General features: G+C 64.6%; 21 protein-coding genes. 8 read left to right on the forward strand and 13 right to left on the reverse strand.

What is annotated here, in order from left to right:
• Nucleotides 1-74: 74 nt before the first annotated feature.
• Nucleotides 75-1,010 (reverse strand): AraC family transcriptional regulator, encoded by a 936-nt coding sequence (locus ACIBG0_RS20110; protein WP_397034448.1) that lies wholly within the window; start codon nucleotides 1,008-1,010, stop codon nucleotides 75-77.
• A 131-nt stretch (nucleotides 1,011-1,141) separates the two neighbouring features.
• Between ACIBG0_RS20110 and ACIBG0_RS20115 the strand changes: the two genes are divergently transcribed.
• Nucleotides 1,142-1,834: an NAD(P)H oxidoreductase gene (locus ACIBG0_RS20115; RefSeq protein WP_397034449.1), complete on the forward strand. Its 693-nt coding sequence runs from the start codon at nucleotides 1,142-1,144 to the stop codon at nucleotides 1,832-1,834.
• Nucleotides 1,835-1,845: 11 nt separating this feature from the next.
• Here the strand turns inward: ACIBG0_RS20115 and ACIBG0_RS20120 are convergent, their stop codons facing one another.
• Complete coding sequence (locus ACIBG0_RS20120) at nucleotides 1,846-2,298, reverse strand: VOC family protein (RefSeq protein WP_397034451.1); 453 nt, start codon at nucleotides 2,296-2,298, stop codon at nucleotides 1,846-1,848.
• Nucleotides 2,299-2,429: 131 nt separating this feature from the next.
• Here ACIBG0_RS20120 and ACIBG0_RS20125 point away from each other — a divergent pair, with 131 nt between their 5' ends.
• A complete protein-coding gene (locus ACIBG0_RS20125; protein WP_397034453.1) occupies nucleotides 2,430-3,314 on the forward strand; it encodes an aromatic prenyltransferase in 885 nt (294 codons plus the stop codon).
• A gap of 171 nt (nucleotides 3,315-3,485) precedes the next feature.
• Here the strand turns inward: ACIBG0_RS20125 and ACIBG0_RS20130 are convergent, their stop codons facing one another.
• From ACIBG0_RS20130 to ACIBG0_RS20150, 5 genes are all read right to left on the reverse strand, one after another.
• Complete coding sequence (locus ACIBG0_RS20130; RefSeq protein WP_397034455.1) at nucleotides 3,486-4,007, reverse strand: flavin reductase family protein; 522 nt, start codon at nucleotides 4,005-4,007, stop codon at nucleotides 3,486-3,488.
• Nucleotides 4,000-4,509, reverse strand: a complete 510-nt coding sequence (locus ACIBG0_RS20135; RefSeq protein WP_397034457.1) for an NADPH-dependent FMN reductase — start codon at nucleotides 4,507-4,509, stop codon at nucleotides 4,000-4,002. Before ACIBG0_RS20135 ends, ACIBG0_RS20130 begins: the two co-directional genes overlap by 8 nt.
• A 23-nt stretch (nucleotides 4,510-4,532) precedes the next feature.
• On the reverse strand, nucleotides 4,533-5,732 hold the full coding sequence (locus ACIBG0_RS20140) for an SfnB family sulfur acquisition oxidoreductase (protein WP_397034459.1): 1,200 nt from the start codon (nucleotides 5,730-5,732) through the stop codon (nucleotides 4,533-4,535).
• Nucleotides 5,732-6,847, reverse strand: a complete 1,116-nt coding sequence (gene sfnG, locus ACIBG0_RS20145) for a dimethylsulfone monooxygenase SfnG (RefSeq protein WP_397034461.1) — start codon at nucleotides 6,845-6,847, stop codon at nucleotides 5,732-5,734. The genes ACIBG0_RS20140 and sfnG overlap by 1 nt, the downstream gene beginning before the upstream one ends.
• A 128-nt stretch (nucleotides 6,848-6,975) precedes the next feature.
• The gene (locus tag ACIBG0_RS20150; RefSeq protein ID WP_397034463.1) at nucleotides 6,976-8,349 is read right to left on the reverse strand and encodes a styrene monooxygenase/indole monooxygenase family protein; all 1,374 of its coding nucleotides are present in this window, start codon (nucleotides 8,347-8,349) and stop codon (nucleotides 6,976-6,978) included.
• A 124-nt stretch (nucleotides 8,350-8,473) separates the two neighbouring features.
• Here ACIBG0_RS20150 and ACIBG0_RS20155 point away from each other — a divergent pair, with 124 nt between their 5' ends.
• Entirely contained in the window at nucleotides 8,474-8,959 is a 486-nt protein-coding gene (locus ACIBG0_RS20155) for a GAF domain-containing protein (protein WP_397034465.1), read from the forward strand.
• Here ACIBG0_RS20155 and ACIBG0_RS20160 read toward each other — a convergent pair.
• Nucleotides 8,956-10,386, reverse strand: a complete 1,431-nt coding sequence (locus ACIBG0_RS20160) for an LLM class flavin-dependent oxidoreductase (RefSeq protein ID WP_397034467.1) — start codon at nucleotides 10,384-10,386, stop codon at nucleotides 8,956-8,958. The genes ACIBG0_RS20155 and ACIBG0_RS20160 overlap by 4 nt on opposite strands.
• Nucleotides 10,383-11,606, reverse strand: a complete 1,224-nt coding sequence (locus tag ACIBG0_RS20165) for an acyl-CoA dehydrogenase family protein (protein WP_397034469.1) — start codon at nucleotides 11,604-11,606, stop codon at nucleotides 10,383-10,385. The genes ACIBG0_RS20160 and ACIBG0_RS20165 overlap by 4 nt, the downstream gene beginning before the upstream one ends.
• 180 nt (nucleotides 11,607-11,786) lie before the next feature.
• On the opposite strand from ACIBG0_RS20165, the gene ACIBG0_RS20170 reads away from it, so the two are divergent.
• Nucleotides 11,787-12,929 carry an LLM class flavin-dependent oxidoreductase gene (locus tag ACIBG0_RS20170; protein WP_397034470.1) on the forward strand — a complete coding sequence of 381 codons (1,143 nt, stop codon included), beginning with the start codon at nucleotides 11,787-11,789 and terminating at the stop codon, nucleotides 12,927-12,929.
• Nucleotides 12,930-13,003: 74 nt separating this feature from the next.
• Here the strand turns inward: ACIBG0_RS20170 and ACIBG0_RS20175 are convergent, their stop codons facing one another.
• On the reverse strand, nucleotides 13,004-13,132 hold the full coding sequence (locus ACIBG0_RS20175) for a hypothetical protein (RefSeq protein ID WP_397034471.1): 129 nt from the start codon (nucleotides 13,130-13,132) through the stop codon (nucleotides 13,004-13,006).
• On the reverse strand, nucleotides 13,129-14,508 hold the full coding sequence (locus ACIBG0_RS20180) for a lipase family protein (protein WP_397034472.1): 1,380 nt from the start codon (nucleotides 14,506-14,508) through the stop codon (nucleotides 13,129-13,131). The genes ACIBG0_RS20175 and ACIBG0_RS20180 overlap by 4 nt, the downstream gene beginning before the upstream one ends.
• Nucleotides 14,509-14,774: 266 nt before the next feature.
• Between ACIBG0_RS20180 and ACIBG0_RS20185 the strand changes: the two genes are divergently transcribed.
• Entirely contained in the window at nucleotides 14,775-15,251 is a 477-nt protein-coding gene (locus tag ACIBG0_RS20185) for a GNAT family N-acetyltransferase (protein WP_397034473.1), read from the forward strand.
• 232 nt (nucleotides 15,252-15,483) lie between these two features.
• Nucleotides 15,484-17,124 (forward strand): GMC oxidoreductase, encoded by a 1,641-nt coding sequence (locus tag ACIBG0_RS20190; protein ID WP_397034474.1) that lies wholly within the window; start codon nucleotides 15,484-15,486, stop codon nucleotides 17,122-17,124.
• A gap of 25 nt (nucleotides 17,125-17,149) precedes the next feature.
• On the opposite strand, the gene ACIBG0_RS20195 is transcribed toward ACIBG0_RS20190, so the two are convergent.
• Both ACIBG0_RS20195 and ACIBG0_RS20200 read right to left on the reverse strand, forming a co-directional pair.
• The gene (locus tag ACIBG0_RS20195) at nucleotides 17,150-17,470 is read right to left on the reverse strand and encodes a DUF3349 domain-containing protein (protein ID WP_397034475.1); all 321 of its coding nucleotides are present in this window, start codon (nucleotides 17,468-17,470) and stop codon (nucleotides 17,150-17,152) included.
• A gap of 8 nt (nucleotides 17,471-17,478) precedes the next feature.
• Nucleotides 17,479-17,673 (reverse strand): DUF3349 domain-containing protein, encoded by a 195-nt coding sequence (locus ACIBG0_RS20200; RefSeq protein WP_397034476.1) that lies wholly within the window; start codon nucleotides 17,671-17,673, stop codon nucleotides 17,479-17,481.
• 362 nt (nucleotides 17,674-18,035) lie between these two features.
• Here ACIBG0_RS20200 and ACIBG0_RS20205 point away from each other — a divergent pair, with 362 nt between their 5' ends.
• Together ACIBG0_RS20205 and ACIBG0_RS20210 are read left to right on the forward strand one after the other, a co-directional pair.
• Nucleotides 18,036-18,188, forward strand: coding sequence for a hypothetical protein (locus ACIBG0_RS20205; protein WP_397034477.1), 153 nt, complete (start codon nucleotides 18,036-18,038; stop codon nucleotides 18,186-18,188).
• Between the two features lie 90 nt (nucleotides 18,189-18,278).
• A complete protein-coding gene (locus tag ACIBG0_RS20210; RefSeq protein WP_397034478.1) occupies nucleotides 18,279-18,872 on the forward strand; it encodes a hypothetical protein in 594 nt (197 codons plus the stop codon).
• Nucleotides 18,873-19,477 lie beyond the last annotated feature (605 nt).

Below are 19,477 nucleotides of genomic sequence, written 5' to 3' on the forward strand. Positions count from 1 at the left end.
TGCGGAGCGCGCGGACTTCAGTGCCGGAGTCGGTGACAGCCCAATCGTGCAGGCCCCGATGGCTGGGTAGCGGTTCACGCTCCCAGATCGGCGGTGGCGCGGAAATCGCTGGGGCGGATACCTCGATGGCGCTTGAACGCCGCACTGAAGCCGAAAGCGTCCGCATAACCGACAGCCTTCGCGACCTGCGCCACGGTGAGACTCCGGTCGGCCAGGAGTTCTTCCGCCTCATCCATCCTGCATTCGGTGAGATACGCCAGGGGCGACTGCGCCATGACCTCGGAGAACCGCCGGGCGAACAGCGCCCGCGATACCCCCGCCTCGGCGGCCAGCGACGCGACCGTCCAACCGGCGGCCGGCCTTGCGTGCATGGCCTCCAACGCCGGCCCGACCACCGGATCGGCCGGCCCGCGATACCAACCCGGCGCATCGGCATCCAGCCCGTCGAACCAGTCGCGTAGCGTGCACACCAACGCCCAGTCGAGCAGCCGGTCCATCATCGCCTGCGCTCCGGCCGGACGTCGGGCCGCATCCGCGGCGACCGACTCCATCCACGCGCACACCTCCACATCGTCGGTCACGACCAGGACGGGTGGTAGAGCACGCAGCAGCCGTTCGTGGCGCCGGCTGGAGGCCCGATAGGCGCCGACAATCAGAGCGGTCTCACCGGCGGGGCCGTTCCCCCAGCGACCGCCGTCCAGCGCGGGATCGCATTTCGCGTCCGGCGCGAAGCAGGCGACTTCGTATTCCTCGTGCGGTAGGCCGACGGTATCCGCGCGGTCGACGAGGACGAACGTTTCCGGGCCGCGCACGATCGCGGTGTCTCCCACCGTGATCCGATGCTCGAGACCGCCCGGCAGCAGCAGTGTTCCCCCACCGCGCAGCACGGTGACCATAGTCAGCGGTGCCTCGTCGGCGAACCGGATGCTCCACGGTGCTTCCAAGACCGCGTTGGTGAGCACAGCTCCCTCGGCCCGGATACCGCTCAGCAGTTTGCTCAATGGATCCACACCATCGACGGTAGACGAACTCCTATCGAATGTAGATCCTCACCCATAGATCGTCCATTGCCCGGCGTGTGGAATGAAATCCGGACCGCACAACCGATCGTCCGGAACTCCGGACCCACAGAGGAGGCCCCGTGCAGCACAACTCGACCGTGGACACCGCGACCACCCGCACCGCGCTGGTCGTCGTCGCTCATCCCCGGCCCGATTCGCTGACCGCCCATATCGCCGAACTAGCCACCCGTCGGCTCGCCGCGCTCGGCTACCGGATCGATCTACTGGACCTGCACGCCGAGAACTTCGATCCCCGGATGACCGCCGCCGACCTCCCGGAATGGGGCAACCGGGACAAGGCATACTCCCCCGAAGTCGAGAACCACATGCGGCGCATCCTCGCCGCCGACGTGATCGTCGCGGTGTTCCCGGTGTACTGGATGCAGGTCCCGGCGATTCTGAAGGGCTGGATCGATCGGGTGTGGAACTACGGATTCGCCTACGGCCGCAGCAAATCCCGGCTCGCGGGCAAGCGGATGCTGTGGCTGGGCCTGGCGGGCGCGGCAGACGACGACGCGGTCGTCGAGCTCATGCAGGATGCGCTGAGCGCGCAACTCAACGACGGTATCGCCTACTACTGCGGCCTCACACAGTCGTCGGTGGGGTTGCTGGCCGGCGCGGAAGAAAAGCGGCAGCGCCTGGATGCCGCAGGCAATCTCCTGCTCGACGAAGCCCTCACCGGCGCGGTCCGCGAAGCCCACTATGCGGGCTTGGAACAGCGGGCGCTGGGCTTCGTCGACGATTTCCTCGCCGCCGACAGGGTTCCGGCCTGACCACTGAAGGCCTATGCGGCGCAGAATTCGTTGCCTTCGGGGTCGCGCATAACCCACCAGTGACCGGCCGGTCCTTTATCGATTTCGCGGACCCGGGTTGCGCCCAGCGCTTCCAACCGCGCAATGAGCGCATCAAGGGTGCCGGGCTCGCTGTGCACGTCGATGTGTAGACGGTTCTTACCGGATTTTTCCTCCGGAACGTCTTGGAAGAGCAGTCGCCGCCCTTGGCCGACGCCGCTGATCGGGTCGAAGGGGTCGTCGGGATGACGGATGGCGGAGTAGCCGCGGAATGTCTTGCGGCCGTCATGGTCGACGACCGCGTCCGCGGGGAGCTGCCCGGCGGCCAGTAGTCGCTCGACGAGGGCGCTCGGGTCTTCCACCTCGTAGTCCAGTGCCGCGGCCCAGAAGTCGGCCAGGGCGGGGGCGTTCCTGGTGTCGATGACCAGTTTCCAGTTCAAAGCCACGGGCGGAACCTACCGCAATGTGGGCACACATCGAGCGCATGCAGTGGGACAGGCTGCCCACTGCATGCAACCGCCCGCGAGATCATGCGAAGCGCTGCGGTCGCGCGGAGGTTTCCGGGACGATGAACGTCATGGCAAGGACACTCGATCAACTCCGCAAGGATCTGCGAGAGTATGCGCGCCTGGCTGAGGTTCGCTACGACTCCACGATCGTGGATCCGGTACTGGAAACCCTCGCTGAACTGTGGACCAACTCCGTTGTCGGCGTGCGCACCACCACACATCCGGTGGGTGAGCGCGAGGTCAACGCCCGGGTGATGCATCAGGGCGAGCCGAGCGAGCTCATCGAGAAGCTGCTCGGCGCAGGGCTTCTCACCTACACCGGCCATCCGATGGAGAAATTGCTGGCCGAGATATCGGCCGAGGTGCCGGTCAATTCGGGCGTCGACCTCGCACTTTCCGGTGGGGTGCAGAAGATCTGGCTGGTCTTTCCCGAATTGCTCAGCGTGGAACGGGTTCTCGGCTTCACAGGAATTCCGGAGTCGGCACGCGCGCACGCCGACCATCTATACCGCTACGGCGGCCGAATCGGGATTCTCGCGGTAGATTTCGATGCCCGCACGATGAACCTCTACTCGAATGTCTTCGAGCCCGGCCATCTCACACCCGCGGATATCACCGGGATCCTGGCCGAACTCGACTTCACCGCGGCCACCGACCCCGAACTCGCCTTACTCGCCCGCACCTTCAACCTCTACCGCACCTTCTCTTGGACCTCATCGCAGATGGAGCGAATCTGCTTCCCGGTGCGCTGCGAACCGTCCAGCTTCCCAACCCACCTCGACCCGGTCCTGGCCCGTTTCGTCGCCGAAGCACCATTCGCCGACCCCGAAACCCGCGGCTTCGTCTTCTATGCCGCCTACGGCCCGACCAACCGCTACTACAAGGTCCAGGCCGAATACGCGGGCGTCCGCGTCGCCACCTTCCCAGGCGGCACCGCACCCCGCCCAACCTAGTCTCTCGCCGGATAGCTTCTGCCGTATCGAGCCTCGGTTCGGAGGGTTCCGTCGAACGCAGTCCAATCGTGGTCGCCCACGCCACATTCGACCGCCACATCACTTGGCTCGGCACACAGCCGGAGCGGGTGGCGCACAAGCTATCTGGACCAGGCGCTAGCTCATCGAATGTCAGCTGGCGATCTCGGTGATCTCCCGGTGCGGGTGCAGGCTGCGGAATTTGCTGCCGTGGAAGATCAGTGGTTCGGCATCGGCACGGGCGGCGAGGCGATTGATCCGGAGGATGACCACTGTGTGGTCGCCCGCGGGGATACGTGCCTCGACCGCGCCCTCGATCCACGCCGTCGCACCATCGATGAAGATCGCGTCGGCCGCACCACGGTGCACATCCACATTATGGAAGCGATTGCCATTGCGGTTGCTCAGTGCCCGAGCCGCGTGCTCTTGATCGGTGCCGAGCAGACTCAGACCGAGGTGCGTTGCAGTATCCAGCTTCGGCCAGGTCGCCGAGCTGTTCTGCACACAGAACGACACCAGGGGCGGGTCCAGCGAGACCGGGACGAAGGTGCTCACCGCCAAACCATGTGGCGTCCCTTCGATTTCGGCGCACACCGCGACGACACCGCTGGGGAAGCTGGCGAAGACGCGACGTAGTCCGGAACCGTCGGACGGAAATTCGAAGAGCTCATGCATGCTCGGCCGCCTTCGAGGCCAGGGCCGCGGCGACCGGGCGCCAGCGTTCGGTATAGCGCGCGATGGCGCCGTCTTCCTGAAATGTACTGTCCGAGAGGTAGAGACCGGGCAGCGCCGCCGTCGCGCCGAGTTCGACCAATACCGGCTTGAGCAGCAGATCCGGGGCGAGCGCATGGGCCGGGCCCGCGCCGAGCATGAGCGGCACCGCCACCACCTCGGCCAGGCCGGTACCGCCCTCGAACTGTTCGAGGAACAGCTTCAACAGCCCGGTGTAGGTGGCCTTGAAGGTGGGACTGGCGAAGACCACCAGCTCCGAATTCGCCACCGCGCGAACAGCGGCCGCGACCTCTGGATCACCCCAGGACAGCAGGCTCGCACCGTAGGAGACCAGATCGATCACCTCCGGTTCCACGTCTGGGCGTAATCCCGCGGCGACCAGCGTTGCCGCGGTCAGGGTACGAGAGGCTGGCTTCGGATTCCCGACGACGACTGTAACTGTCACTTCCGTATCCTCTTCTCGCTCGATCAGATCACGCCGTGCAACGGTGGCGCGGTGTCGTGCAGTAGTGCCCGGCCGATGTGCTGATATTTCCACCGGACCGGGTCGTGCAGGGTGTGGGTGCGGGCATTTCGCCAGAAGTGGTGCAGGTTCAAATCTGCTGCGGCACTGCGTGTTCCGCCGACCTCGAACAGTGCGGCCGAGACCTCGTTGGCCGCTCGATCGGCGAGCACCTTGGCGGTGGCTACGGCAAGCGAGGCCGCGCCGACGGATTCGAGGGCGGCGTCGACGGCGACACCGGCGGCGGTGAGCGTGGCCTCGGCCGCCGTCACCGCGACCGAAAGCTCACCGAAACGCTGGATGAGCAGCGGATCGTCGATAGCCCTTTCGACACCCGATTCGAACCACGGGCGACTCGAGGTGCGCACGAATTCGGTTGCGGCACTCAGCGCGCCGCGAGCAATGCCGGTGTCGATGGCGGCATGCAGCAGTTGCGCGTAGGCACCGTAGCCGGTCGGCGCGTGCACAGCCGCCGAGCGGGCGATCAGCTGGTCCGGCTCGACGAGCACCTCGGCGAATTCGATGGTCCCGCTGCCAGTGGTGCGCTGGCCGATGCCGTTCCAGTCATCGATGATCCGCACACCCGGGGTATCGGCTGGCAGATATGCGATGTACTCCCCCGCAGGCAGTCCACTGCGGCCCTCCGGATCATCGAGCCGGGTCAGCACCGCGAGCAAATCCGCGAAAAGCGAACCCGTACAGTAGAACTTGACGCCATCGATACGGAACCGATTCCCCACCGGACGCACCGTAGTGGCGATGTCGGCGACAGTCGCGGTGCCGCGCTCGGACTGCGCATTGGCAATGCGAGCCCCCGCGAGAACTTGCCCGAAGTACCGCGCCTGCTGATCAGCGGTACCCGCCAAGCGCAATAGGTTCAGATATACGAAGTGGCTGTGGGGAATCTGCGCGATATTCGGGTCGGCGCCCGCGAGAATCCGCACCACCTCGGCCACCGCACTCGGCGGCAGATCAGCGCCCCCGAATGCCGCGGGCACGGTGATCGCGAGCAATCCACTCGCCGCGAGTCGATCCACCTCGGCGAAGGGTAGCTCCCGGCCGAGATCACGCGCCGCCGCGCCGTCGGCGAATTCCGAAGCAAGCTGTGCCGCAACCGAATACGCTTGCGCGGCGGATTCGATCCGGTCGGCGACGACGGCGGTCATCAGTGCCCCACAGTGGCCGGCGTACGTGCGGCCTCCAGTTCGCGGACCAGCGGCAGCACCTTGGCGCCGAAGTACTCGACCTCCTCCTGGAAGTGCAGGAAACCGGCCAGAATCAGGTCGACGCCGAGTTCCTTGTAGGCCACGATGCGCTCGGCGACCTGTTCGGGTGTGCCGATCAACTTGGTCCGGAATCCGTCGTTGTACTGCACGAGATCTTCGAACGTCGAATCCGCCCACATCCCCCTGCGGTCCTTCGTCGACGCACCGGCTTGTTGCACCGCGTCCCGGAAGCCTTCCACCGCAGGCTTATTCGCCTTCTCGATGATTTCGCGCAAGGTATCGCGGGCTTCCTTCTCGGTGTCGCGAGCAATGATGAAACCGTTCAGACCGAATTTGACCTCGCGCTGATTCGCCTGGGCGATACTGCGCAGCTCATCCAATTGTTCGGTGACACCGTCGAAATCCTTGCCGTTGGAGAAGTACCAGTCGGCGTAGCGACCACCATTGCGACGTGCCGCCGTCGAGTTCCCGCCCTGGAACAGTTCGGGATTCGGACGCTCGGGGGTATTCAGTGGCTTGGGCTTCAGCGTGAAGTCGCGGATGCGGTAGAAATCGCCGCCGTAGTTGACATCATCCTCTGTCCAGATCTTGCGGATCACCTCGAGGAATTCGGCGCTGCGCCGGTACCGCTCGTCGTGTTCGAGCCACGGCTCGCCGAGTGCGGTGAATTCCCCTGCGAACCACCCGGATACGACGTTGATGGCGAAACGACCATTGGAGAGGTGATCGGCGGTGGCGCCGAATTTGGCCAGCACGGCCGGATGCCAGAGACCGGGATGAATCGCGGCGATCACTTTCAGCCGCTCGGTCGCACCGAGCAGCGCGAGACTGAACGAAGTCGACTCGTGCTGGTATTCCGCGCCATAGGACGCGGTGTAGCGGACCTGGGACAGCGCGTAATCGAACCCGTTGTTCTCCGCGGTTTGCGCCAACTTCTTGTTGTATTCGAAGTCCCAGCTGGTGCGTTGTTCGATATCACTGGTGACCAGCCCCCCGCTGACATTCGGCACCCAGTAGGCGAACCGGATCTGATCGGCGATGTGCTCTGTGGTCATAGTTACTCCATTGGTGTCGGGGAACCGTCTATCGCCAGGAAGGGGCGCACCATGCGCCCCTTCCACTCCAGCACCGCAAGCCCACCGACAGGAGGGTTTGAATCTGTGCGATCGGATGGGTGTAGCGATCAGGCGTTGGCGAGGCTGTAACCGGACCGGCTGAATCGACCGGCCGGTGTGAACCGTCCGAGCAGTGCCTCGGCATCCGCACCGGTGACCTGGGTGATGAATTCGGCGGCCGCTTCGAGCGAATCGACACCGAGGAATGGCTGCGGGCCGTGCAGCAGTCCGACGAGTGCGTTCGCGAAGCGCTGATCGACCGCGGCCGCGGCGAAGAGCTGATTGCCGATATCGGCCAATTCCGGATCGCCGAGGAACAAGCGGGTGACCTTATTCGCCGCATCCCCGCGCGCGGCGAGGAATGCGGCGTACTGTGCGCTGATCCAGTCCGCGTCGAACGGCCCCTCGTGCACGGCGGCCGCCGCGACCAGTCGTTGCGCCTGGATAAGTCCGCTCTGCGCCCCCTGCCCCGCGATCGGGTCGTAGGCGGCCGAGGTATCACCGAGCGAGGCAACGACATGACCACCGGCGGTACGTCCGACGCCGGACCGGACCACCGGCCGGACCGCACCCTTGAGCCAGGAATGCGGATCCTCGGCGATAACCCGGGTTTCGAGCACCTCGGGCAGATCCCAATCGATGAAATCGCGGTACAGATCCTGCACGATCCGATGCGCCGATTCGGCCGAATCCGCTGCGGCGAAACGACTTTCCCACTCACTGCCCGGCCGCGCCCAGCCGAGGAATGCCCAGCTCGGACCCGCGTCCTTGTGCAGATACGGTCCCCACCAGCCCTCGCCCTGCTCGGCGAAGATGGAGAAGCCGCTGTGCGCGCCACCGGCCCGGCTGCGGTGCGCGAAAACGCTTTCGTCATAGCCGATTCCGGTCACGGTGACGGTGAGCAGCGACCGCTGTGGCGCGTCGTAGGGGGTGCGTGCCTGATCGATCGCGAACAGATCGGACAGGCCGCCGCGTCCAGTGGCGACCAAGGTGAGATCGACGGCGGCGGCAATGGTGTCGAGTTTGTCGGGCGTCACTTGCTCGACGACGAAACGTCCGCCGCGTTCCAGGAATGCGGTCAGCCGTTCGTCGGCCTTCAAACGAGTATCGACCGCAACTCCGACAAATCCGTCGAAATGACCGTCGAATTGGATCAATTCCTCGCGCTCGGGTCCGGCAATGCGCACGCTCAGCCCGGTATGCCGGGGTGCGCGACCGGTGTAGGTGTCCAGACCGAGCGCGGATTCGGCCTGTTGGGTCTCCCCGAATTCGAGTGCGGTGCCGGTGGCCGGTACATCTTCGCGCAACGAACGCTGATCGCGATCGCTGTAGAGCGTGACGTCGAATCCGGCGTCGAGTAATCCTAGAGCCGCAGTGACGCCGGTTTGACCGGCACCGATTACCGCGGCCGAACGTGTGGAGCGGGTATTCTGCGATGTCATGCCAATCATGGTCCGTCTACCGCCGCGATGATTGCAGTGTTGCGATCATCGAGAATCAATGGGGTGACCTGGAATTCGCGATCGCGCCGAACGCGCCCGATCGTAGCTGCCCTACGATTCAGCCATGTCGTTCACTGTTTCCGAACTGACCGGTGACCGGTCCGAACAGTACCGTCAACTCGTCGCGCAGGCCGAGGCGCTGGTCGCGGGTGAGACCGACCGGATCGCGAATGCCGCGAACCTGGCCGCGCTGGTCTTCCACGCGCTGACCGAGGTGAATTGGGTCGGATTCTATTTCTACGACGGACAGGAATTGGTGGTCGGGCCGTTCCAGGGCAAACCGGCCTGCGTGCGCATCGCCATCGGCAAGGGTGTCTGCGGCACCGCCGCCGAAGTCCGGGAGACCCAATTGGTGCCCGACGTGCACGCCTTTCCCGGACATATCGCCTGTGATGCCGACACCCGCTCGGAAATCGTGATCCCGCTGGTGCGCGAAAATATCCTTGTCGGCGTCTTCGATTTCGACAGTCCGCGAGCGAACCGCTTCGACGATATCGACAGAAAAGGCCTGGAATCCATCGCCCAGGCCTTCCTGAATTCGCTCGACTAGGTCGCTGTGACGCTGGCGCCCGGCCTCGATACGGCATCGGGCAAGGCCGTCGATAATGCACCACCGAGGCGATAGCGAGCGCCGCGGTGCTCCTGCGGCAACCGATCTCCCTTGTCGAACAAGGCGTTTCGCAGGGTGCCTGGCGGGTAGTCGGTCGCATAGGCGCCGCGTTCGGTCAGCACCGGAACAACATGGCGGACAATATCTTCGAAGCTGCCAGGTGTGATGGCGTAGGCCAAGTTGAAGCCGTCCAGATCGGTCTCGGCGACCCAGTCCTGGAGTTGATCGGCCACCGTGACACCTGAGCCGACGAATACCGGTCCCATACCGCCGATCCCGGCCCAGCGGCCGATATCGCGAACGGTCCATTCCCGGCCGTCGTCGTCGAATTCCTGGAACGCGGCCACGGCGGACTGGATGGCATTGCTCTGCACCTGGCCGATCGGATCGTCCAGTTCGTAACTGGACAGGTCGATGCCCATCCAGCCGGACATGAAGACCAGCCCGCCCTCGACGCTGGCGTAGGACAGATACTCCTCGTGTTTGGCGTGTGCCGCCTCGTCGGTGGCGTCGGTAATAATCGTGGCCAGTGCGTAGATCCGGGCCGAATACCGATCCCGGCCCGCCGCCTCCAGTGCATCCCGAATCCGGGAAACAGTCTGTGCCAGAATCCGTTTCGACGGTCCCGCTACGAAAATCGCCTCGGCGTTCTCGGCGGCGAAGCGCACACCTCGCGGCGATGCCCCGGCCTGGTAGATGACCGGTGTGCGCTGCGGCGACGGCTCCGAGAGATGGATGCCCGGCACCTGATAGTGCGTGCCACGATGGCCGATGTGATGCACCTTCGCCGGGTCCACGTAGATGCCTTGCGCGGCATCGCGCACCACCGCATCGTCCTCCCAGGAGCCCTCCCACAGCTTGTACAGGACCTCCAGGTATTCATCGGCCTGGTTGTAGCGCTCGTCGTGGTCCAGCTGGTCGTCGGCACCGAAATTCCTTGCGGCCGAAGGCAAGTAGCCGGTCACTACGTTCCAGCCGATGCGGCCGTCGGTGAGGTGATCGAGGGTGGAGAGTCGACGCGCGAACGGATAGGGGTGTTCGAAGCCGGTGCCGGTGGTGATGCCGAAGCCGAGATGTTCGGTTACCGCGGCCATAGCCGAGACCAGCAGCAGCGGATCTGCCACCGGAATCTGAGCGCCCTGGCGCAGTGCGGCGATATCGTTGCCGCCGTATACGTCGTAGGTGCCGAGCACGTCGGCGATGAAGATGCCGTCGAAACGCCCCTGCTCCAACAGCTTCGCCAGTTCTGTCCAGTAACTCAGTTCTTTGTACCGATGCGACTGATCGTCGGGATGTCGCCACAGACCGGGTGATTGGTGCGCGACACAGTTCATGTCGAAGGCGTTGAAGCGAATGCGGCGCGTCACTGCTGGTCTCCTGTCGCGGGCTTGCGCTCACCCGCACTCCATGCGAACGGCAGTTGCGTGCCGTTCAGCAGATAATCACCGATCGCCCTGGCCTTTTGGATGGCCGGATTGTGCACCGAGATGGTGCGGGCATTGCGCCAGTGCCGATCCAGCCGCAGGCGCTCGGAGACGACCGATGCACCGCCCACCTCGAACAGCAGTGTGGTGGCGGGCAATACGAGATCGATGACCGAAAGTTGTGCCTGCGCGGCGGCGAGTTCGGCCGCCACGATGGCCCCTTCGTCCTGCGCACCGCCGGCGAGCACCTTGTCGAGTACATCAGCAACGGCGAGCACGGTGGCCTCGGCGGCGAAGGCGGCGGCGGAAAGCCGTCCGATCACCTGTTGCACCAACGGATCCTGGCGTGGCAGGTCGGCGGCCGAATGGGTGTAGCCGCGGGTGCGCGCCGCCACCCACTCGCGGGCATCGCGCTCGGCCCGCTTGGCGATACCGGCGAGCACCGACAGCTGGACCAACTGCAGGTATGAGGTCGCATAGGTCGGTCCAGGCGCGCCGTAGCCGGGCCCGAGAATGTGCTCCGGCTCGACCGCGACATCGGTGAATTCCGTTGTGCCGCTCGCGGTGAGCCGCTGGCCGAAGCCGTCCCAGTCGTCGTGCTGGCGGACGCCGTCGGCATTCGCATCGACGAGCACGCCCACCCGCTCACCGTCGCGATCGGCGGCAGCCAGGATGTAGTCCGCGTAGAGCGAGCCGGTGCTGTAGTACTTGGTGCCGTTGAGCAGCCAGCGATCACCATCCTTGGTCAGCCGCGTGCGGTAATGGTCGACCGCACCGACGCCCGGTTCGGTGATCGCATTGCCGACGAGCGTGCCTGCGGCGGTGGCACGCAGCCACTGCGCACGGTTCTCACCCGGCTCGGCGAGCAACTGGTCTTCGACAAAGGAGAAGTGCACCCGCAACGCCTGCGGCAGATTCGATTCCGCGGCCGCCAATTCGATGAGCAAGCGGAACAGCTGCCGCACCGTGACGCCGTAACCGCCGAATTCGACCGGCACCCGCAGCGCACCGAATTTAGCCTCGCGCAGCCAGCCCACCTCCTCGAAGGGCAGCCGACGATCGATCTCGCGCTCGACCGCTCCCTGCGCGATGCGGTCGAAGATCGGCCCGAAGATCGCATCCAGGTCGGAGTCTGTGGTGGATTTCGCCTCGATGGATGTCATCACACCACAATCGCGCGCAGACACCGTCAGCTCACCAGTTATCCGCACTGCGATCTAAACGTGCTGCTCGGGGGTAAGAACCACACAGATTCCAACCGGTGACACGGCTCGGCGACGCTGGCAGCATCGCCGTTATCCGTGCCCGAAAACGGCATCCGAACCGGCGAGGAGCAGTTGTCGATGTCACTGTCGTTCCATTGGTTTCTGCCCACCTACGGCGATTCGCGTGGCCTGATCGCCGGTGGTCACGGCACTTCGATGTCCGGTGACCGTCCGGCATCGCTGCGCTATCTCAACCAAATCGGCGCGGCAGCCGAGGACAACGGATTCGAGGCTGTTCTCACCCCGACCGGCGCCTGGTGCGAGGATGCCTGGCTGACCACCGCCATGCTCGTCGAAACCACCGAAACACTGAAATTCCTGGTGGCGTTCCGCCCCGGCCTGCTCAGCCCGACGCTGGCCGCGCAGATGGCCGGAACCTATCAGCGCCACTCCCGCGGCCGCCTGCTGTTGAATGTGGTGACCGGCGGCGAACCGCATGAGCAACAGGCCTACGGCGATTTCCTCGATAAGGAACAGCGCTACGCACGCACCGCCGAATTCCTGCACGTGGTACGCGAGCTGTGGCAGTCCCGCGAACCGATCAGCTTCGAGGGCACCCACATTCAGATTCGCGACGCCCTGCTCAACAACCACCCGGACCCGATCCCGCCGGTATTCTTCGGCGGCTCCTCCGGCCCCGCCGGACCCGTCGCGGCCCGCTATGCCGACACCTACCTCACCTGGGGTGAACCGCCCGCGGCGGTCGGCAAGAAACTCGATTGGATCCGCGGACTCGCCGCCGCCGAAGGCCGAGAACTCAGCTACGGGCTACGCATTCACGTCATCAGCCGCGACACCTCCGAAGCAGCCTGGGCCGTCGCCGATCGACTGCTGTCCGGCCTCGACCCCGCCGAAATCGCCCGTGTGCAAGCCAGTCTCGCGCGCAGCGAATCCGAAGGACAGCGCCGCATGCTCGATCTGCACGGCGGCCGCACCGATCGTCTGGAGATCGCGCCGAACCTGTGGGCGGGCGTCGGTCTGGTACGCGGCGGGGCGGGCACCGCCCTGGTCGGCTCACACGAAGAGGTCGCCGACCGTCTGACCGAGTACGCCAACCTGGGCATCACCCATTTCATCCTCTCCGGCTATCCCCACATCGAGGAGGCCTACTGGTTCGGCGAGGGCGTGCTGCCCATCCTGGAACGCCGTGGCCTGTGGACGCACCCGAACCGCACCGAATCAGGGCCGGTAGCAACGCCTTTCGCGACCGCCACGCACTAGCGGGTACCGTCCGGCGTTCTGTGGCGTGCCCCCGTCGGTGATCACGGCGGCGCAGTGGTAGGCGGCGCCGAGGATCAGGCCCGTTGGGCGAGGAGCTGGTCCGACCAGGGCAGGTCGAGGCCGGTCTCGGCGGCTTCGCCGTCTTGACGCTGCGCTCTGCGCCGGTTCTGGGCTCGGCCCGCGATCCGCTGGTCCGAGCTCACCGCCCTGGGCATTCACTCGGGGCGGGCTCGCCGCGCAAACGTCCGTCGATCCAGCCGATTTCCCCGGGAAACCCGGTGAACAGGGCGATGATGTGCTCGCCGGGTTCGGTGCGGTGCACCGCTGGGACACCGCGCGCGCATTGGTCGCGGTAGAGATCGTCACCGTTCTCGTGCGGGATCCAGAAGTCGCTCGCGGCGTGATAGATGTAGAGCGGCGCACCCGCTTTACGGTCCGTCAGGTTGAGCTGCCCGAAGATCCGATCCGCGAAACCGCTGGTCAGCGGGGCACTGATATTCGCGGCGGCGTCGATCGGGACACCAACCACACCGAGCGGGCCGTTGCTGTCACCACAGGTGTCCTTGATCGGTGAGGTCGCTGCCCACTGCGCCAGATGGTTCAGGTAGCCGAGGATCTCCGGATGCTCCCGGCCCATTGCAAGCGCGACAACCAGCAGAATGCCGGATGCGGAGTTTCCGTTGAACCGGCTGGCGACCATTCGATAATCGGTGACGAGTCCACCCATGGCCGCCCCGACCACCGAACCCGACAGCTCCGGCGCATACTCGTCGAGCAGCATGGCGGCCGCATACGATGCGATCGCACCGCCGGAATATCCGGTGATCGCAAAACGGCTATCGATGAACTCGGTCGGCAATATGTTGCGCACAGCGCGAATGGAATCCAGCACCACATGCCCGGCAACCCTGGGTTCGGCATAGGCCATCCACGGACCCTCGTGGTCGGGAATCAGCACCGCGTAGCCGCGACTCAGCCCCCATCCTGTGTTCGGTGGAAACAGATCACCCACATTGAACTTGCTGTGCAACCCGTGCGCCATCGCGTAGCTCGGCGTGCAGTTCAGCCCGAGCGAATTGATCGGCAACGCATTCACCAGCACCGGCCGATCCCCCGGACCCGTCCATGCGGCGGCGGGAATCACCAATGTCGCGGTCCCGAAGGATGGCACGCCCGATGCGTCCGTCGTCCGGAATTTCATCAGGATCGCACGCTGAATCGGCACAATCGCCAGCGGTGCGGAAGTCGCTGTCACATCACGCCACTCGACGATATCCCCGGGAGCGAGACCATCGAGCCCATCCGGCCACGCGTCGAACATCCGATCCCCCGACGGTGTGGACCGCACCGCTTGCCACAACGCCGCCAAGTCCGCGGGCACGGCACCGGACGGCGGTGACGCGGCGGGCGGAAACGATGGCGCGGGGATATGGGCGTCGATCCACCGCTGCAGATCGGACGGGCCGGGCGACACCGGCGCTGCCGGGCCGTTGGTCGGGTCGGCGTGTGCGGGCACCTGCCCCACCAGCAGCGAGCAACCCACCATGCTCGCGACGACGACAGCTCGGAGACTCGACATCTGACACCTCCCGAATTCGACACCCCGACGAAGGCCAGACTATGTCGCGGCGCAATCACTCCTCGGATCTGTTTGGATTTGTCACGACTGCGCCCGCCCGACATGCTGGCCGACCCCAAATTTCCGAAAACCTCTGGCGCACAAACAACCTCCGATGAACGTCGGCCCTGCCGCCACATCCGGTCTACTGCCGTTCTCATAAACACTGGTCAGCCGAGTATCGTTCTTGGTGGTCCGCGATGACCTTGCCCGGCACTAGGAAGCTCATGGACATCGTAAGAGCGCCGCAGCCGCAATACCGGCAGGCACGCCTCGCCGATATCGAAGATATCGCGGCCATCGAGGCCGAGGTGTTCGCCGAGCCGTACCTGTATCTGATGCTGCGACAGCTCTACGACCTGCACGGATCCGATTGGCTGGTCGCGGAGCTGGACGGCCGGGTGATCGGCTATGCGCTGACGCTTCGAAAGGCGGGTCGGGCGCTGCTCTTCACGTTCGCGGTGGCCGAGCAACATCAGGGCAAAGGCTACGGTCCCACTCTGCTGCACCAGATGCTGCAACAGTGCCGGACCGATGGAGCCGAGGTCGTCTATCTGACGGTTCGACCCGACAATCAGACCGCGGCGAACTTGTTCAAGCGTGCCGGGTTTGAATTCGTCGAACATGATGACCAGTATTTCGGGCCGGGTGAACCTCGCGGTGTGTTCGAGTACCGATTGCGTAGGCGACACCTGGACTCGTGACCATGTTCGTTGCGGCCGCGAAATCGCCAGTTGAGCCGCCGCGCTTCCAATGCATGGCCGAATATCAGCGGTTTATCGAATTCTTTGTGCGCCAACGCTATTGATCCATCGAAACGAGCTCGCACACGCGTGACACGTCAACATCAGGATTCACTCAAATGCTCAACTAGAACCTGTTACAGTCTGCCGATTCGAGGCACTTTCCTACGCCTCACATCGGAAGGTTTCGCTCATGTACGACCGACGCCCCTCGGCCAACACCGGCGTTCGCCAAGGGATGAATCGCCGGAAATTCTTGGCGGGCACTGCAATCGCGGCCGGGGCGATGGCGCTCAGCCCCGCGGCGTGGACCGCCAAGGCGTCGGCGGCACCCATCGGCAACGGGGATCACGTGCCGAATCTGATTATCGGCAGCGGCTACGGCGGCGCGGTCGCCGCACTGCGTCTGTGTCAGGCGGGCAAGCAGGTGGCGATGATCGAGATGGGACAGAACTGGACCACACCCGGCTCGGACGGAAAAGTATTCTGCACCATGCTCGATCCCGACGAGCGCTCATATTGGTTCCGGACCAGAACCGAGCAGCCGGTCGGCTATTTCGTCGGGGCGGATATCAACCGCAATATCAGCCCGAGCGACGCCGGTGTGCTCGATTCGGAGCATTTCGCGGCGACGCGGGTGTATCAGGGCCGCGGGGTCGGCGGCGGCTCGCTGGTCAACGGCGGTATGGCTCCGCTGCCGAAACAGGACTACTTCCAACAGATCCTGCCATCGGTCGACGCGACGACGATGTACTCCACCTATTTTCCCCGGGCACAGGCCGCGCTCGGCGTCAACAATGTCGACTCGGCCTGGTTCGAATCCGCCGAATGCTACAAATACGCGCGCGTCAGTCGCAAGACCGCCAATAACGCCGGCTACACAACGACATTCGTGCCCAACGTCTACGACTTCAGCTACATGCAGAAGGAGCAGGCGAATACTGTCACCCGCTCGGCGCTGGGCGGCGAGGTGATCTATGGCAACAACTACGGAAAACGTTCACTCGACAAGACCTATCTGGCGGTGGCAGCCGCGACCGGCAAGCTGAGTATCTCCCCGCTGCACAAGGTCACCAGTGTGGCACCGGCCGCGAGCGGCTACACCGTGGTCATCACCCAGATCGACGTGCTGGGCAATACGGTGGCGACCAAGACCGTCACCGCGGACAAAGTCTTCTTCGCGGCGGGCAGCGTGGGAACCAGCAAACTGCTGGTCACCATGAAGGCGCTGGGTAAGCTGCCCAACCTGGCCGATTCGGTCGGCGCGGGCTGGGGCAATAACGGCAATGTAATGGTCGGCCGAGCCGGACTGGATTTGACCGGCGCGCTCCAATCCGCGATTCCCTGCATGGGCATCGACAACTGGGCCGATTCGAATGGTCCGGTATTCGCCGAAATCGCCCCGTTCCCAACGAGCACCGAGAACGGCGTGAATCTCTATCTGGCGATCACCAAGAACCCCAACCGCGCCGAGTTCACCTACAACTCCGCCACCGGCGGGGTAGATCTGTCCTGGCAGGCCTCGTACACCCAGCCTTCGATCGATGCGGCGAAACGCGTCTTCGATGCCATCAATGCCAAGGCTGGCACGGTTTATCGGTCCGATCTGTTCGGCGTCTACAAGGTCTGGGGCGACGACTTCGTCTATCACCCGCTAGGCGGCTGCCTGCTCGGACAGGCCACCGATGACTATGGCCGACTCAACGGCTACTCCGGGCTGTACGTCATCGACGGATCGCTGATTCCGGGCAACACCGGCGTCAATCCCTTCCTGACGATTACCGGTCTCGCCGAACGCAATATCGAAAAAATGATCGCCACCGACCTGGCATGACACTCGGCCGTCTGTGCGGGGTCGATCAGCCTTCTTCCCCGTCCGGATCGGACCATGCGTCATCGATCGGCCAACCCGCGGCCGACAAATGCGCTCGGACGCGGGCGATATCGGATTCGAGCGGCATCTCATTGGTGAGCTTGGTGATCAGCACGCCGACATCCACCCGGTCAGCTGGAATCGCCCCCTGCTGGATGAGCTCGCCCGCCACTTGCCGCACATCCGCTTCGGGCAGCCGCCGTGACAAGAGAGCCAGCAACGGCACATAGTCCGGATCCGGCACACCGTGCGGATATCCGGCACGCAGCCACGCGACGATTCTGGTGAGCAGATCGGATAGGGCCATAGGAGGTCTCAGGCGTCGGACGGGTGGGCCAGCGGCCACCCGACCGCGGCGAGCCGGGCCGCGACTCGATTCATATCATCCTCGCCAGACCCTTCGGGCGCGAGTTCGCCGATCGCGTCCTGGACCTGACCGGGGTCGATCACGCCGTCGGTATCCGCCGTAATCAACTGTTCGACAACCGCACCGACCTCGTCCTCGGTCAACTCGCGGATGCAGTACGGCGAGCAAGGCGACGTAGTCCTCGGCTGGGACGCCGTGCGGATAGCCGGCGCGCAGCCAGTTTCAGAACCGATCCGAGAATGGCATCCCGGAGCCACCCCGGCCGGATGGCTGCCTCGACACGGATCGCGTTCACCAGCGGTGGGAAGGGTCAGGCAACCGGCCTGAGCGAATATTGGAATACCGCCTCCCGAGAAACTATCTGTTCGGAATTTGCGTGACGATGATCTGGCACCCCGTACCACGGTCGACCATGCTTACCGATGCGTGCACATCGCTGGAAAATCCAACGACTGCAAGACCGCCCCATGAGCCCGATGTACACCTGCAAGTCAACCTGCGTGGAGTGATCCTGGACTTCATAGCCCGGGCCAGCGCCGCCGAGCAGTTCATCGAGGACCACAGGACCCACCACTATGTCGACTCGGTCTCGGTAATCCCGGGCGACGGGCGCGGACTGCCGCGACTCCCGAACGAGGAGTTATACGTCGGACCCTAGAACCGGGTGCCATCGGCGCCCGTCCGGTATGGTTGCTGGACCGACCTGATCGATTCCACGTCGGCCCCGGGGGTCAGCAAGGAGTTCGCCGTGGTTACGCCACACCAACCCGAATCCTTTCCGCCGCAAGGGAATTACCTTGATCCACAAGGATATCCGTATGCGCAGCAGCGTCCGGAGTATCCGCGCCCCGGGTTCGGTGCACCGCCGCGCGCGGGGGCCGCGCCACTGGACTGGATCACCGCAGGACTGCTCGTCGTATCCGCGATTCTGATGGGAATCTGGCGGTTCACCAACGACTACCTCGATTTCGGGGACCACATCCCGTTCCTGCTCATCGCCGCGATCGCCGTGCTGGCGGCCATCATCTTGGTGACCGGCGCCGGTGCCAAGAACGGCGCGTTCCGTGCACTCGCCGCCGTCGCCGCGGGCGCGCTGTTCTCCCCCGGTCTCTCGTTCGTGATCGGCATGGCGCGTCACTCGGAATTCACCGAGGCTAAAGATTTCGCTCTCGGCATCCCCGCCGCACTACTCGCCTTGGGCGCTTCGGTGACAGCAATCATCTCGGCTCGGTCGTCCGCGCCACGAATCCCGACCCCGCCGTACCCACCGCAGTGGCAGCAACCACCCGCCCAATACCCGCAGCACCAGTACCCACCGCACTCCTCCTGGCCGCCGAGGTAGGCCTTCCGGGATCGCCGATTCCCGGCAAACTGGGCGAACCGCCCACGCACAACGAGCCCCTCGCACCTCGGCATGGCTGGATAGGCGCACAGCGCCCCAGGCTGTTGACACGCACTCGGATGTGGCCCAACGGGATTGGATGTCGCTGCACCTCGCGCCGAACGCTCGCACACCCGCAGCGATTGACACTAATGCTGCGGCAAGCCCCAACAGGGATAATCACGTCCGGCATCGACAAGGCCGACACTCTGCGGTGTTCGGCAGATGACGTGTGGTTTGTGGCGATAGTCCACAACCAAGTGCAGAGTCGCGGCCTTCTCCCCCGTGAACGTCTGATGGCATTGCGAACAGTGGCACACATTGTGCGCGCTCAATGGCCACCAGCACCGACATCCCCGGCATTTCACCGTCTCCGGCGATCTCGTCTTCATGATCACTCACCCACTTGCGCAACCCGGATGCGGTCGGCCATCACCATCTCGGTCGTACCCGCACCTAGCCGCGTCACACCTTCATCCTCGACCGGCGAAAAGACCATCCTGCCATGGCATCGTCTCATCCGCTCGTCGCTCGAACACCAGAAAGCCCCTTCCGAATATGTCGGA

The organism is Nocardia sp. NPDC050630, from assembly GCF_044457245.1.
Lineage (GTDB): Bacteria > Actinomycetota > Actinomycetes > Mycobacteriales > Mycobacteriaceae > Nocardia.

Bases quoted from the DNA above. Each gene is read 5' to 3' on its own strand.
- ACIBG0_RS20170 (WP_397034470.1), top strand. From the start codon at position 11,787: ATGTCACTGTCGTTCCATTGGTTTCTGCCCACCTACGGCGATTCGCGT.
- ACIBG0_RS20195 (WP_397034475.1), bottom strand. From the start codon at position 17,470: ATGGCCCTATCCGATCTGCTCACCAGAATCGTCGCGTGGCTGCGTGCC.
- ACIBG0_RS20155 (WP_397034465.1), top strand. From the start codon at position 8,474: ATGTCGTTCACTGTTTCCGAACTGACCGGTGACCGGTCCGAACAGTAC.
- ACIBG0_RS20165 (WP_397034469.1), bottom strand. From the start codon at position 11,606: ATGACATCCATCGAGGCGAAATCCACCACAGACTCCGACCTGGATGCG.
- ACIBG0_RS20130 (WP_397034455.1), bottom strand. From the start codon at position 4,007: ATGCATGAGCTCTTCGAATTTCCGTCCGACGGTTCCGGACTACGTCGC.
- ACIBG0_RS20185 (WP_397034473.1), top strand. From the start codon at position 14,775: ATGGACATCGTAAGAGCGCCGCAGCCGCAATACCGGCAGGCACGCCTC.
- sfnG (WP_397034461.1), bottom strand. From the start codon at position 6,847: ATGACCACAGAGCACATCGCCGATCAGATCCGGTTCGCCTACTGGGTG.
- ACIBG0_RS20180 (WP_397034472.1), bottom strand. From the start codon at position 14,508: ATGTCGAGTCTCCGAGCTGTCGTCGTCGCGAGCATGGTGGGTTGCTCG.
- ACIBG0_RS20140 (WP_397034459.1), bottom strand. From the start codon at position 5,732: ATGACCGCCGTCGTCGCCGACCGGATCGAATCCGCCGCGCAAGCGTAT.
- ACIBG0_RS20190 (WP_397034474.1), top strand. From the start codon at position 15,484: ATGTACGACCGACGCCCCTCGGCCAACACCGGCGTTCGCCAAGGGATG.
- ACIBG0_RS20150 (WP_397034463.1), bottom strand. From the start codon at position 8,349: ATGACATCGCAGAATACCCGCTCCACACGTTCGGCCGCGGTAATCGGT.
- ACIBG0_RS20125 (WP_397034453.1), top strand. From the start codon at position 2,430: ATGGCAAGGACACTCGATCAACTCCGCAAGGATCTGCGAGAGTATGCG.